This window comes from Escherichia sp. Lx600-2 (assembly GCF_036662595.1).
In the GTDB taxonomy this organism is placed as follows: domain Bacteria; phylum Pseudomonadota; class Gammaproteobacteria; order Enterobacterales; family Enterobacteriaceae; genus Escherichia; species Escherichia coli.
Window position 1 is genome coordinate 66,461 of the sequence record NZ_JAYQWM010000018.1, and the last position, 12,859, is coordinate 79,319.

General features: G+C 50.7%; 11 protein-coding genes, 1 other RNA gene and 1 pseudogene. 4 read left to right on the plus strand and 9 right to left on the minus strand.

The features are described 5' to 3' along the window. Window positions 1–4: 4 nt before the first annotated feature. The 8 genes from sufS to ydiJ form a co-directional block, all read right to left on the minus strand. On the minus strand, window positions 5–1,225 hold the full coding sequence (sufS, locus tag OQV04_RS09355; protein ID WP_000144575.1) for a cysteine desulfurase SufS: 1,221 nt from the start codon (window positions 1,223–1,225) through the stop codon (window positions 5–7). Continuing rightward, window positions 1,222–2,493 (minus strand): Fe-S cluster assembly protein SufD, encoded by a 1,272-nt coding sequence (gene sufD, locus OQV04_RS09360; RefSeq protein ID WP_001461007.1) that lies wholly within the window; start codon window positions 2,491–2,493, stop codon window positions 1,222–1,224. Before sufD ends, sufS begins: the two co-directional genes overlap by 4 nt. Further along, entirely contained in the window at window positions 2,468–3,214 is a 747-nt protein-coding gene (sufC, locus tag OQV04_RS09365; protein WP_032280961.1) for a Fe-S cluster assembly ATPase SufC, read from the minus strand. The genes sufD and sufC overlap by 26 nt, the downstream gene beginning before the upstream one ends. 9 nt (window positions 3,215–3,223) lie before the next feature. After that, a complete protein-coding gene (gene sufB / locus OQV04_RS09370; protein ID WP_023308023.1) occupies window positions 3,224–4,711 on the minus strand; it encodes a Fe-S cluster assembly protein SufB in 1,488 nt (495 codons plus the stop codon). A gap of 8 nt (window positions 4,712–4,719) precedes the next feature. Beyond that, window positions 4,720–5,088 (minus strand): Fe-S cluster assembly scaffold SufA, encoded by a 369-nt coding sequence (gene sufA, locus OQV04_RS09375; protein ID WP_000367171.1) that lies wholly within the window; start codon window positions 5,086–5,088, stop codon window positions 4,720–4,722. 548 nt (window positions 5,089–5,636) lie between these two features. Beyond that, window positions 5,637–5,825, minus strand: coding sequence for a YdiH family protein (locus OQV04_RS09380; RefSeq protein ID WP_001296104.1), 189 nt, complete (start codon window positions 5,823–5,825; stop codon window positions 5,637–5,639). Between the two features lie 99 nt (window positions 5,826–5,924). Further along, window positions 5,925–6,335: a 1,4-dihydroxy-2-naphthoyl-CoA hydrolase gene (gene menI / locus OQV04_RS09385; protein WP_000637986.1), complete on the minus strand. Its 411-nt coding sequence runs from the start codon at window positions 6,333–6,335 to the stop codon at window positions 5,925–5,927. Continuing rightward, window positions 6,332–9,388, minus strand: a complete 3,057-nt coding sequence (gene ydiJ, locus OQV04_RS09390) for a D-2-hydroxyglutarate dehydrogenase YdiJ (protein ID WP_032280964.1) — start codon at window positions 9,386–9,388, stop codon at window positions 6,332–6,334. Before ydiJ ends, menI begins: the two co-directional genes overlap by 4 nt. Window positions 9,389–9,776: 388 nt before the next feature. On the opposite strand from ydiJ, the gene ydiK reads away from it, so the two are divergent. The 4 genes and pseudogenes from ydiK to OQV04_RS09410 all read left to right on the plus strand — a co-directional run. Then, the gene (gene ydiK, locus OQV04_RS09395; protein WP_000248636.1) at window positions 9,777–10,889 is read left to right on the plus strand and encodes an AI-2E family transporter YdiK; all 1,113 of its coding nucleotides are present in this window, start codon (window positions 9,777–9,779) and stop codon (window positions 10,887–10,889) included. A gap of 185 nt (window positions 10,890–11,074) precedes the next feature. Continuing rightward, window positions 11,075–11,182, plus strand: an RNA gene (rprA, locus tag OQV04_RS09400) — antisense sRNA RprA. Window positions 11,183–11,317: 135 nt separating this feature from the next. Further along, complete coding sequence (locus OQV04_RS09405; RefSeq protein WP_001310864.1) at window positions 11,318–11,674, plus strand: YdiL family protein; 357 nt, start codon at window positions 11,318–11,320, stop codon at window positions 11,672–11,674. 99 nt (window positions 11,675–11,773) lie between these two features. Continuing rightward, window positions 11,774–12,787: pseudogene (locus OQV04_RS09410) on the plus strand (MFS transporter); the annotation flags it as partial. An 11-nt stretch (window positions 12,788–12,798) separates the two neighbouring features. Here OQV04_RS09410 and OQV04_RS25035 read toward each other — a convergent pair. Next, the gene (locus OQV04_RS25035; RefSeq protein ID WP_003032489.1) at window positions 12,799–12,855 is read right to left on the minus strand and encodes an IS1 family transposase; all 57 of its coding nucleotides are present in this window, start codon (window positions 12,853–12,855) and stop codon (window positions 12,799–12,801) included. Window positions 12,856–12,859: the final 4 nt, after the last annotated feature.

Consider the following 12,859-nt stretch of genomic DNA (forward strand, 5'->3'; position numbering starts at 1 on the left):
CCTGTTATCCCAGCAGACGGTGAATACGTTGTAATCCGGTCACCAGACGATCCACTTCTTCATGGGTGTTATACATGGCCAGCGACGCCCGACACATCGCAGGGACGTTGTAATAGGCCATTAATGGCATAGCGCAGTGATGTCCGGTACGCACAGCAATGCCGTAATTATCGAGAAAACTGCCAACATCATAGGCGTGGTGTTTACCGAGATTAAAAGCAATAACGCCAAGCCTGTTTTGTGGGCCATAGAGAGTGAGATCCGGTACAGATTCCAGCTGTGATAGCGCGTAATGCATCAGATTCTGTTCATACTCGGCTATGTTATTAAGCCCCAGCGCCGAAACATACTCCAGCGCCGCGCCAAGACCAATGATGCCCCCGGTATTGGGTGTACCGGCTTCAAACCGCCATGGTGCTTTGGTCCAGGTAGTGCCTTCACTCAGGCTGACGGTGGCGATCATAGAACCGCCCCCTTCCCACGGCGGCATCTCCTGCAACAAGGCTTCTTTCACATAAAGAATGCCAATTCCGGTGGGGCCATACAGTTTATGCCCGGAGAACACGTAAAAGTCGCAATCCAGCGCCTGAACATCCACCGGATGATGCATCACCGCCTGAGCGCCATCCACCAGCACTTTTGCGCCATGCTGGTGCGCAAGCGTGATCATTTCCGCCAGTGGATTTTCTGTGCCAAGCACGTTGGAGACATGAGTAATTGCCAGCAGGCGAGTTTTCTCATCAAACAGCGTAGGCAGCGTCTCCAGTTGCAACGTACCGTCGGGATTGAGCGGGATCACACGCAGCTCTGCGCCAACGCGTGCGCAAAGCATCTGCCAGGGAACAATGTTAGCGTGGTGCTCCATCTGACTTATGATGATGTTATCGCCCGCCCGCACGTTGCTGTTGCCCCAGCTATTGGCGACCAGATTGATCCCTTCCGTCGTGCCGCGGACGAACACCAGCTCTTCCGCCGAACGGGCATTAATAAACAGCGATGCCCGCTTGCGCACGTTCTCCATTTTCTCGGTCGCCTGGGCGCTTAAGGTATGAATACCACGATGCACCGCCGCGTAGCCATGACGATAAAACTCGGCCTCGGCGTCAATCACCTGGCTCGGTTTCTGCGCACTGGCGGCGCTGTCGAGATAAGCCAGCGGCAAACCGTTTACCTCACGCGAAAGCACCGGAAAGTCGGCCCGCACTTTGTCGACGGAAAAAGTCATCTTGCACCTCCTGGCAGCCGTTGACCGATTCGGGCCAGCACCTGCTGTTTAAGCCCCTCATCACGCAGTGCTTCCGTCAGTTCGGCAGCAAAGGCGTAAATGATCATCTGCTGGGCATCCTGCTGATTGATCCCGCGCGAGCGCAGATAGAACATCTGTTCATCATCAATACGCCCCACCGTCGCGCCGTGGCTGCATTTCACATCATCTGCATAGATTTCCAGCTGCGGTTTCGTATCCACTTCCGCCAGTTTGCCCATCAGCAGATTATTGTTGGTCATCTGACCATCCGTTTTGATGGCGTGCTGCGCGACGTTGATCAAACCGTTAAATACCGCGCGGCCTTTGTCGCTGACGATAGTTTTGTGCAACTGTCGGCTGTTACAAAAACCTTTATTGTGTTCCAGCCAGGTACGGGTATCACACACCTCGTTTTTCACCGGCATCGCCAGGCTATTGATCCGCAACATGCTGTTTTCGCCATTGAGTTGCGTACTGGTGTTGTGTCGTAACACTGCGCCACCCAGCAGGAAACTGTGGCTAAATGCGGTGGCATCGTCAGCCAGCAACAAATCGTTATGGGCAAAGTGGTGACTGAGCGGGTTTTCAAACGCCAGCTTGATATGCTGCAAGTGGGCATTCGCTGCGACGTTGATAGTGAACCGTGCCCCGGTAAAATGACGAGCATCATTAAGGCTGACAAAATGTTCGATCACCGTTGCTTCGGCACCTTCCGCCAGATCCAGATGATGTCGGTAATGGGCAGTGTTCACCTCTTCACCTGCCACGCCCTGGGTGATATGCATTAACAGCAATGGCTTTGCCGGCCGTTGACCGCGCTTCACGGCGATATGCGTCACGCTTTGTGCCAGGCTTTCCGTCAAATGCAGAAACACTTCCGCCTGAATAGCGTCGGGTAACCCCTGACGGTCGTCGTTAATGCTCACTTCATATCCGCTGCCTTCAGTTGCATCGCTCAGCGCAGGCACGTAACGTCCATCGACAAACACCAGCCGCACGGCGTCTAACGTTAACGCTAAGGCATCACGCTGCTGTGGGGATATCTCCCCCGCAATGCTGACAAACTGGCTATTGGTCAGCCCTTCCAGCGGCGTATATTTCCAGTTTTCATGTTTACGTGTCGGCAGTCCGGTACGCAGCAATTGTTGTAAATGCTGTTGTGCTTGCGGGGAACGTTTCACCCCTTCAGCTTCAAACAAATGATGCCACTGTTGCAGTGCGTTACTGCTGTTCGGTAAGCCAGCCATAACCCTGCTCCTCCAGTTGTTTGACCAACGTGAAATCGCCGGATTTCACAATTCGTCCCTGATATAGCACATGGACGTAATCAGGCTTGATGTAGTCGAGAATGCGTTGGTAGTGCGTAACAATGATGAATGAGCGCTTGCCGTCACGCAGCGAGTTCACGCCATCGGCAACCACTTTTAATGCGTCAATATCCAGCCCGGAGTCCGATTCATCAAGAATGCATAACCCCGGTTCCAGCACCGCCATTTGCAGAATATCGTTGCGCTTTTTCTCGCCGCCGGAAAAGCCAACGTTTACCGAACGGGTTAATAAATCTTCCGGCATCTTCAGGAGAGCGATTTTCTCTTCCATCAAATCCTGAAAATCAAAGCGGTCGAGCGTTTCCTGGCCGCGATAGCTGCGCACCGCATTAAGTGCCGTTTGCAGGAAAAACTGGTTACTGACACCTGGAATCTCCACCGGATACTGGAAGGCCATAAAGATGCCTTCGCCTGCACGATCTTCCGGCGACAGTGCAAGCAAATCTTTGCCTTTGAACTCAACCGTGCCGCCCGTCACTTCATAATCTTCTCGCCCGGCAAGCGTTGCCGATAAGGTACTTTTGCCCGAACCGTTTGGCCCCATAATGGCGTGAACTTCGCCGGGACGAACGTCGAGGCTTAATCCACGCAGGATAGTTTTATCTTCCACGCTGACGTGTAAATCTTTAATACTTAACATGTTTATTCCTTATCCGACGCTGTGTTCAAGACTGATGGCGAGGAGTTTTTGTGCTTCAACGGCAAATTCCAGCGGCAGTTCTGAGAACACGTCTTTGCAGAAACCGTTAACAATCATCGAGATGGCGTCTTCTTCGCTGATCCCGCGTTGCAGGCAGTAAAACAGTTGATCTTCACCAATACGTGATGTCGTTGCCTCGTGCTCCAGTTGTGCGCTGTTATTGCGACATTCGACATACGGGAAGGTATGCGCCCCACAATTAGCGCCAATCAGCATTGAGTCGCACTGAGTGAAATTGCGCGCATTGGTTGCCGTCGGCATGATTTTCACTAAGCCGCGATAACTGTTCTGACTATGTCCGGCAGAGATCCCTTTCGAGATAATGGTCGATTTGGTGTTTTTACCGATGTGGATCATCTTGGTGCCGGTATCAGCTTGCTGATGACCGCTGGTCAGCGCCACTGAGTAAAACTCACCAATGGAGTTATCGCCGCGCAAAATGCAGCTGGGATATTTCCACGTAATCGCTGACCCGGTTTCTGATTGCGTCCATGACATTTTGCTGTTTTTGCCTTCGCACAAAGCACGCTTGGTGACGAAGTTGAGAATACCGCCGGTGTTGTTATCGCCAGGGAACCAGTTTTGTACCGTGGAATATTTCACCTCGGCGTTTTTATGGATGATGACTTCCACCACTGCCGCGTGCAACTGATAGCTGTCACGCACCGGAGCGGAACAGCCTTCAATGTAGCTGACGTAGCTGTCTTCGTCGGCCACCAGAATGGTGCGCTCAAACTGCCCGGTTTTTTCCGCGTTAATGCGAAAATAGGTGGAAAGTTCCATCGGGCAGCGCACGCCTTTAGGCACATAAATAAACGTACCGTCAGAGGCTACCGCCGCATTAAGCGCGGCAAAGAAGTTGTCATTCCCCGGCACCACGGTGCCGAGATATTTACGCACCAGTTCCGGGTGATCGTGGATCGCCTCACCAAAGGAACAGAAAATAATTCCCTGCTCCGCCAGTTTTTCGCGATAAGTAGTGGCAACCGAAACTGAGTCGAAAATGGCATCCACCGCCACCTCTTTGCCTTCCCGCACGGGAACGCCCAACTGCTCAAACGCCGCCTCCACCTCTTTACTTAAAAAGGCGTTCGCGCCAGTTTGCTGCACCGCGCCAGGTTCAGACGCGCAAGTGTCGTCACAATTACCGCACGATGGTGCTGAGTAGTAGCTGTAATCCTGATAATTCAGCTTGTCGTAGTGCGCTTTCAACCAGTGCGGTTCTTCCATCTCCAGCCATGCGCGATAGGCGTTTAGACGAAACTCCAGCATCCACTCCGGCTCATTACGCTTCGCCGAAATTGCGCGCACCACCTCTTCGTTTATCCCCTTTGCCAGCTCATCGGTGGCTAACTGGGTGAAGAATCCTTCTTTATAATTCAGCGGGCCGCCGGTCCAGGTTTTGACATCATCAGTTGCTTCAGTATTACGAGACATAGTACCGCCTATACCCCAAAGCTTTCGCCACAGCCACATTCATTCTGGGCTTTAGGGTTGTGAAATTTGAATATCTGATTAAGTCCTTCACGAACGAAATCGACTTCCGTGCCATCAATAAACGGCATCGCTTGCAGCGGGACAAACAGCTTCGCGCCGTCGTGTTCAAACAGCAGATCGTCTTTGTCCGGCTCGCTAACACTGTCGAGCACATAGCCAAAGCCCGCGCAGCCCGTTTGCTTCACACCTAAGCGCACGCCGACCATACCTGGCTGCTTTGCCACCAGCTCGCGGATGTGGACAGCGGCTGCGGGTGTCAGCGTTAAGCCTTGCCAGGCGAAATCCTGTGGATTAAAGGTTCCTGAATGCATGTCCATCGATTTACCTCACTTCATCGCTTTCAGCGTATAACAGCATGTTAGTGATAATGATTATCAGTTCAACCCAGCAAACGCAGGGGCTTTACCGTAAAACATGCTTTTTGCCTGCTTTTAATAAGCATAGACCCTGATGTGTGGGTTAACAGGCACGCTAAGAATTAGGTATCTCATTGTTAGATAATGATTATTATCTAAGGAGCATTAAGGCTGTGATGAAAAAGAAAAAGTTGTATTGAAAATGACTATTTAAGAGATAGGTAAAAAAGTGCAGCGTTCAGAAATAAGAAAACCCTTAAGTCTGTGCGACACAGGCTTAAGGGTTTCTACCCCATCCGGCGCTTATCTCCGGCACTCTCAGTGGCTTAGCTCTTGAAGGGGCGATAAGAATAATCTCATAAAGCTAACCCGCCGTTTTAACACAAACTGCGATTAGTATTATTTTTGAACAATATCAGGCGGGTAGATAAGCAGTATTAAGAAGGTCATCGAACCTGGACGGAGGTTAATCCAGGTCGATTTGGCGAACTTGCGGCATTAAGTCAGGATCAATGCACGCCCAGACGCCAGGCAAAGTAGATTTCTTCTTTTAATTCAGCAGAAGAGAGAGTAAGCAGGTCAGCAAATTCAAGTTCTAGTTGTTTCAGACGTTTAAGATATTGGGCAGGTGAAAGATTGCTCTGGTCACGGCGTAAAAATTCAATGGCCAGCTGGGTGGGATCAAGTTGAGTAGACATAGCATCCTCGCTTTTAGACAAGACCTGCACAGTATACCACCGTTTACTGTGCAGATAATGACCAAAAGCAATATGCGTCACACTTTTCTGGTGACAACGTCACAAAATGGCGGTCGTCAATCGTGACGAACAGCACAAACGCCCTTTCTCATCGAAGATTTCAATCTGCCAGACCTGGTGACGCGAACCGAGATGCAACGGTTTGCATACGCCGCGCACCCGCCCTTCTCGTGCCGAGCGGACATGGTTAGCATTGATTTCCAGACCAACCACTTTTTGCTCACCTTCGGTACATAAATAACCGGCAACGGAACCGATACTTTCGGCCAGTACCACGGATGCACCTCCATGTAGCAACCCGAAAGGCTGCTTTGTCCGCGAGTCTACTGGCATTGTCGCTTCAAGGGTGTCATCACCAATATGTTCAAAGCGAATATCCAGTAACCCCACCATGTTTCCTTCACCCATGGCATTCAGTGCTTCCAGGGTGATTTTTCGTTTCCATATCATTTAATAATCTCCAGTAAAGCCTGCACAGGATGGCGTACCCCCGTGCCTTCAACCCGTTTGACCTGACTACGGCAGGAATATCCGGTCGCCAGACAGCGGTTACGCGGCAGTCGCTGCATAGCCTGATGCCAGGATAACTCATAGATCCCGAGCGAATTTTTATGGTTTTTCGCTTCATGTCCGTAAGTCCCTGCCATGCCGCAGCAACCCACGCTGACATTTTCCAGTTTCGCGCCAAAACGGGCAAATATCGCGGCCCATTGTGCTGGCGCACCCGGCAAGGCGGTAACTTCGGTACAGTGACCAAAGAAATACCATGATTCACCGCTGACTGTAGCCACTGGCTGTGACTCAAGTGCGCTTGCCAGCCATTCATTCGCCAGTAAGACGTTAAACTCGCCACGTTCCTCGCCCAGTGCCAGTTTATATTCATCGCGATAACAAAGTACCAGCGCCGGATCGACGCCTACCATTGGCATACCCAGCTTCGCCATACGGTTGAGGAAATCCGCCGTCTTTTTCGCCGTCTTCGCAAAACGATTAAGAAAACCTTTAATATGCTGGGCTTTGCCATTTGGCGAAAATGGCAGTAACACAGGCTGGAAACCTAATTTTTCGACCAGACGGACAAAATCCGCCACCACTTGCGCATCGTAATAGCTGGTAAAGGGGTCCTGCACCACCAACACCGTGCGCGCTTTCTGCTCTGCATTGAGAGCTTCAAGCTGTTCCAGCGTCATGTTTGCCGAGCGATGCCCCACCATTTGTTGTTGTAGCGAGGGGACCGACAGCAGCGGCAAATCAACCATGCCGATATGTTTTTCCGAGAGTTTGCGCATCAGCGGCTGGTTAATGAAGAAGTTAAAGGTTTTCGGCGCGCGTGCCATCAGCGGTGCGTAGCTCTCGACCGTAGCGACGAGGTGGTCGCGCAGCGGACGTAAATAACGGGTGTGATAGAGCTGCAGGAAACGAGAGCGAAACTCCGGCACATCAATTTTGATGGGGCACTGGGTCGAACAAGCTTTACAGGCCAGACAGCCCGACATCGCCTCTTTGACTTCGTGTGAGAAGTCATATTCGCCTTTATTCGCATGCCAGCTATTGCGCGTGCGGGCAATTAACGTCCGCAAACTGACGCCGGATTCAGGCAGTTCTTGTTCCAGTTTGAGTGGATCAACGCCGCGATCCGCCAACAAACGCAGCCATTCACGCACCAGCGTTGCGCGCCCTTTCGGTGAATGAATCCGGTTCTGGGTGATCTTCATCGACGGACACATCGGACTACGGGCATCAAAGTTGAAGCATAAACCGTTGCCGTTACACTCCATCGCACCGCGCCACTGCTGGCGTACCGCAATGGGGATCTGCCGATCGAATGTACCGCGCTTCACCGCGTCCACTTTCATCATCGGCGCATCGAGACCTTCTGGCGGGCAAATCTTCCCTGGGTTGAGTCGGTTATGCGGGTCAAATGCCGCTTTCACTTTGCGCAGTTCTGCAAAAAGTTCCTCACCGAAAAACGCCGGGCTGTATTCAGCGCGAAAACCTTTGCCGTGCTCGCCCCACAACAAACCACCGTATTTCGCAGTCAGCGCCACCACGTCATCAGAAATTTGCTTCATCAAAATCTCTTGTTGCGGATCGCACATATCCAGTGCCGGACGGACGTGCAACACCCCAGCATCGACATGACCAAACATGCCATAACTTAAGCCGTGGCTGTCGAGCAGCGCGCGAAATTCAGCAATATAATCGGCCAGATGTTCCGGCGGTACGCAGGTATCCTCAGCAAACGGAATTGGCTTAGCGGCACCTTTGGCATTGCCAAGCAGACCAACGGCTTTTTTGCGCATTGCATAGATACGTTCAACCCCCGCCAGCTCACGGCACACCTGCCAGCCGATGACACCTGCTTGATGACTGGCGATCAGCTCATCCAACCGCGCACAGAGTGCATTTACCCGCTCATCAATCAGCGCCTCATCATCACCAGCAAATTCCACAATGTTCAGCCCGAGCATCTCTTGGTCAGGCACATCGGTAATCAACTCGCTGACGGAATGCCAGACAATATCTTCCCGCGCCAGATTCAGCACTTTTGAGTCCACCGTCTCTACCGAAAGCGCCCGCGCCTCAACCATAAACGGCGCGTTACGCAGCGCAGAGTCAAAAGAGTCATATTTGACGTTCACCAGACGGCGCACTTTAGGCAAGCGCGTAATATCCAGCCGCGCTTCGGTAATAAAGGCCAGCGTCCCTTCTGAACCCGTCAGAATGCGCGTCAGGTCGAACTCGGTCATCTCATCGTTAAAGACATGACGCAGATCGTAACCGGTAAGAAAGCGGTTAAGTTTGGGGAAGTTGTCGATAATTAACTGGCGTTGCTGACGGCAACGTTGATAAACCGTGTTATAAATTCGCCCGATTGCGGTATTGGTTTTACCCAGCGTTTCCGCCAGTTCGACGGGTAAAGGTTGCGTATCGAGAATATCGCCCCCCAACAACACCGCGCGTACGCCAAGTACGTGATCTGACGTTTTGCCATAGACCAGCGATCCCTGACCGGATGCATCGGTATTGATCATCCCGCCGAGCGTTGCCCGGTTGCTGGTCGAAAGTTCTGGTGCAAAAAAGTAGCCGAACGGTTTCAGGTACTGATTGAGTTGGTCTTTTATCACCCCGGCCTCAACGCGCACCCAGCCCTCTTCAGGGTTAATTTCGATGATGCGGTTCATATGGCGGGACATATCAACAATAATCCCCTGGTTGAGCGCCTGACCGTTAGTGCCGGTGCCGCCGCCGCGGGGGGTAAAGATCAGCGATGAATAGCGTTCCTGCGCGGCAAGACGGGCGATCAGCGCCACATCTGCGGTTGAACGCGGAAATACCACCGCATCGGGGAGAAGTTGGTAAATACTGTTGTCGGTCGACATTGTCAGACGATCGGCATAACTTGTCGCCGTATCGCCGGTAAAACCTTGTTGCTCCAGCTCTTGCAAAAAATTAAGCACCAGTTGAACGACTCCGGGTGCCTGGGAAATCTGTGGAATCATTATATTGACCCTTTCCTGCGGTCTGTGATGTAGGTCGATACACTGTTCTTTCAGGCGGCTGCAATAGCGCACAGAAAGGTGATGTTTATTTACTCTATGGATTTCGAGTTGCAGGAAGGCGGCAAGCGAGTGAACTCCAGGAGCTTACAACAGTAAGTAACTGGGGTGAACGAACGTAGCCGCAGCATATGCAACTTGAAATACGACGAGTAAATCGTTTGCGTGTTGCCTGAGTTGTTGTACCACATTTTTTTCTAACACGCCCATCAGAATTAAGGGCAGAATCGGCCTGTTAAAAACCGCTGAAATTGCTCATCATTATGCAGGTGAGTTTCGCGTGTTCACGTCGCGTCGACGATTTGACGCACAAAAAAGGTGAAAAGTAGTTATGGTAAATGTTCGTCAGCCCAGGGATGTCGCACAAATTCTGCTTTCGGTGCTGTTTTTAGCCATCATGATTGTGGCATGTCTGTGGATTGTTCAACCCTTTATTCTCGGCTTTGCATGGGCCGGTACGGTGGTTATCGCCACCTGGCCGGTATTGTTACGTTTGCAAAAGATCATGTTTGGCCGCCGCTCTCTCGCCGTTCTGGTTATGACGCTGTTATTAGTGATGGTGTTTATCATCCCTATTGCTTTGCTGGTTAACAGTATCGTCGACGGCAGCGGCCCGCTTATTAAAGCCATTTCCAGCGGTGACATGACGTTACCCGATCTGGCGTGGCTTAATACCATTCCGGTGATTGGCGCGAAGCTGTATGCAGGCTGGCACAACTTGCTGGATATGGGGGGGACGGCGATCATGGCGAAAGTCCGCCCTTATATTGGTACCACCACCACCTGGTTCGTTGGGCAAGCGGCGCATATCGGGCGCTTTATGGTGCATTGTGCGCTGATGCTTCTCTTCAGTGCCCTGCTGTACTGGCGCGGTGAACAGGTGGCACAAGGCATTCGCCATTTTGCAACCCGTCTGGCAGGCGTTCGCGGAGATGCCGCCGTGCTGCTGGCGGCACAGGCTATCCGCGCGGTGGCGCTGGGTGTGGTGGTGACGGCGTTAGTACAGGCAGTGCTTGGCGGTATCGGCCTCGCCGTATCCGGCGTACCTTATGCAACGTTGCTAACGGTGTTAATGATCCTCTCCTGCCTTGTCCAGCTTGGCCCGTTGCCGGTACTGATTCCGGCGATTATCTGGCTCTACTGGACCGGCGATACCACCTGGGGAACGGTATTGTTAGTGTGGAGCGGTGTGGTTGGCACGCTGGATAACGTCATCCGCCCAATGTTAATTCGCATGGGTGCCGATTTACCGCTGATCCTGATCCTCTCTGGCGTTATTGGTGGTTTGATTGCTTTCGGGATGATCGGTCTGTTTATTGGTCCGGTTCTGTTAGCCGTTTCCTGGCGTCTGTTTGCCGCGTGGGTGGAAGAAGTCCCGCCGCCGACGGACCAACCGGAAGAAATTCTCGAAGAACTTGGCGAAATCGAGAAACCGAATAAGTAATTTCTCATCAGGCGGCTCTGCCGCCTGATTGTTAACCACCGCTAATTGATATTTGCTTGCTCTTCCCCATATTTTCCTGCTTACCGCCATTCAGCTGGTAGTACCTGTCGCAAATTCTTTACAGTTTTTAAACTAATGAGACGAATCTGATCGACGCAAAAAGTCCGTATGCCTACTATTAGCTCACGGTTATAAATCAACATATTGATTTATAAGCATGGAAATCCCCTGAGTGAAACAACGAATTGCTGTGTGTAGTCTTTGCCCATCTCCCACGATGGGCTTTTTTTTAACATTTTTCCGCTTCGCTACCTCGCCCCTCACTCTTTCCAATAATGTTGCACAAGATACTGTGACTCTCTTCAAGCCGTCAGCAGGCTGATAATGTTATTTATATTTTATTGTTTATTTCATGCAGCCATTACACGATGAACGCTTATGAACTCCAGGCACTCCGCCATATTTTTGCCATGACTATTGATGAATGCGCGACCTGGATTGCCCAGACCGGTGACAGTGAAAGCTGGCGTCAGTGGGAAAATGGCAAATGCGCCATTCCTGATCGTGTAGTCGAGCAACTGTTGGCTATGCGTCAGCAACGAAAAAAACATCTTCATGCCATTATAGAGAAAATAAATAACCGCATCGGCAACAACACCATGCGTTTTTTCCCCGACTTAACCGCGTTTCAACGTGTCTACCCGGATGGCAATTTTATTGACTGGAAGATCTATCAATCGGTAGCCGCTGAATTATATGCACACGATCTGGAGCGGCTTTGTTAATTTCTCCACAAAAAGGAATTGTCGTTGTTACAACAATAATGAACGGATACTGACACAAAATCGCTACACTTTTTAAAGCACCTTTGCTAAGTAGAACCTATGAAAAATCCCTATTACCCTACCGCACTTGGGTTGTATTTTAATTACCTGGTGCATGGTATGGGCGTCATTTTGATGAGCCTGAATATGGCCTCGCTGGAGACACTTTGGCAGACTAATGCCGCGGGTGTCTCGATAGTTATCTCATCGCTGGGCATTGGTCGATTAAGTGTCTTGCTTTTTGCAGGATTATTATCCGATCGCTTTGGTCGCCGCCCTTTTATCATGCTCGGGATGTGCTGCTATATGGCCTTCTTTTTTGGCATCCTGCAGACCAATAACATCATTATTGCTTATGTTTTTGGCTTTCTGGCGGGAATGGCAAACAGTTTTCTCGATGCAGGCACTTATCCCAGTTTGATGGAAGCTTTTCCACGCTCACCTGGGACAGCCAATATTTTAATTAAAGCATTTGTTTCCAGCGGACAATTTTTATTACCGCTAATCATTAGCCTGTTAGTGTGGGCTGAACTGTGGTTCGGTTGGTCCTTTATGATTGCTGCAGGCATTATGTTTATTAACGCTCTGTTTTTATACCGTTGTACGTTCCCACCCCATCCGGGTCGTCGCTTACCTGTCATAAAGAAAACCACCAGCTCTACGGAACATCGCTGTTCAATTATCGATTTAGCCAGTTATACCTTATATGGCTATATCTCAATGGCAACGTTTTATCTGGTTAGCCAGTGGCTGGCACAGTACGGACAATTTGTTGCAGGCATGTCATACACTATGTCGATCAAACTACTTAGTATCTACACCGTGGGTTCGCTGCTTTGTGTATTTATTACCGCTCCACTCATTCGTAATACCGTTCGCCCAACAACATTACTGATGCTGTACACCTTTATCTCATTTATTGCTCTGTTTACCGTCTGCCTGCATCCCACATTTTATGTGGTGATAATATTTGCTTTTGTCATTGGTTTTACCTCTGCTGGAGGTGTTGTGCAAATTGGCCTGACGTTAATGGCTGAACGTTTCCCCTACGCTAAAGGTAAAGCTACAGGGGTAATGACTCCAACTTATTGATAGTGTTTTATGTTCAGATAATGCCCGATGACTTTGTCATGCAGCTCCACCGAT

Excerpts from the sequence above, each read along its gene's own strand:
- sufS (WP_000144575.1), bottom strand. The coding sequence starts at position 1,225 with ATGACTTTTTCCGTCGACAAAGTGCGGGCCGACTTTCCGGTGCTTTCG.
- sufD (WP_001461007.1), bottom strand. The coding sequence starts at position 2,493 with ATGGCTGGCTTACCGAACAGCAGTAACGCACTGCAACAGTGGCATCAT.
- sufC (WP_032280961.1), bottom strand. The coding sequence starts at position 3,214 with ATGTTAAGTATTAAAGATTTACACGTCAGCGTGGAAGATAAAACTATC.
- sufB (WP_023308023.1), bottom strand. The coding sequence starts at position 4,711 with ATGTCTCGTAATACTGAAGCAACTGATGATGTCAAAACCTGGACCGGC.
- sufA (WP_000367171.1), bottom strand. The coding sequence starts at position 5,088 with ATGGACATGCATTCAGGAACCTTTAATCCACAGGATTTCGCCTGGCAA.
- OQV04_RS09380 (WP_001296104.1), bottom strand. The coding sequence starts at position 5,825 with ATGTCTACTCAACTTGATCCCACCCAGCTGGCCATTGAATTTTTACGC.
- menI (WP_000637986.1), bottom strand. The coding sequence starts at position 6,335 with ATGATATGGAAACGAAAAATCACCCTGGAAGCACTGAATGCCATGGGT.
- ydiJ (WP_032280964.1), bottom strand. The coding sequence starts at position 9,388 with ATGATTCCACAGATTTCCCAGGCACCCGGAGTCGTTCAACTGGTGCTT.
- ydiK (WP_000248636.1), top strand. The coding sequence starts at position 9,777 with ATGGTAAATGTTCGTCAGCCCAGGGATGTCGCACAAATTCTGCTTTCG.
- OQV04_RS09405 (WP_001310864.1), top strand. The coding sequence starts at position 11,318 with ATGAACGCTTATGAACTCCAGGCACTCCGCCATATTTTTGCCATGACT.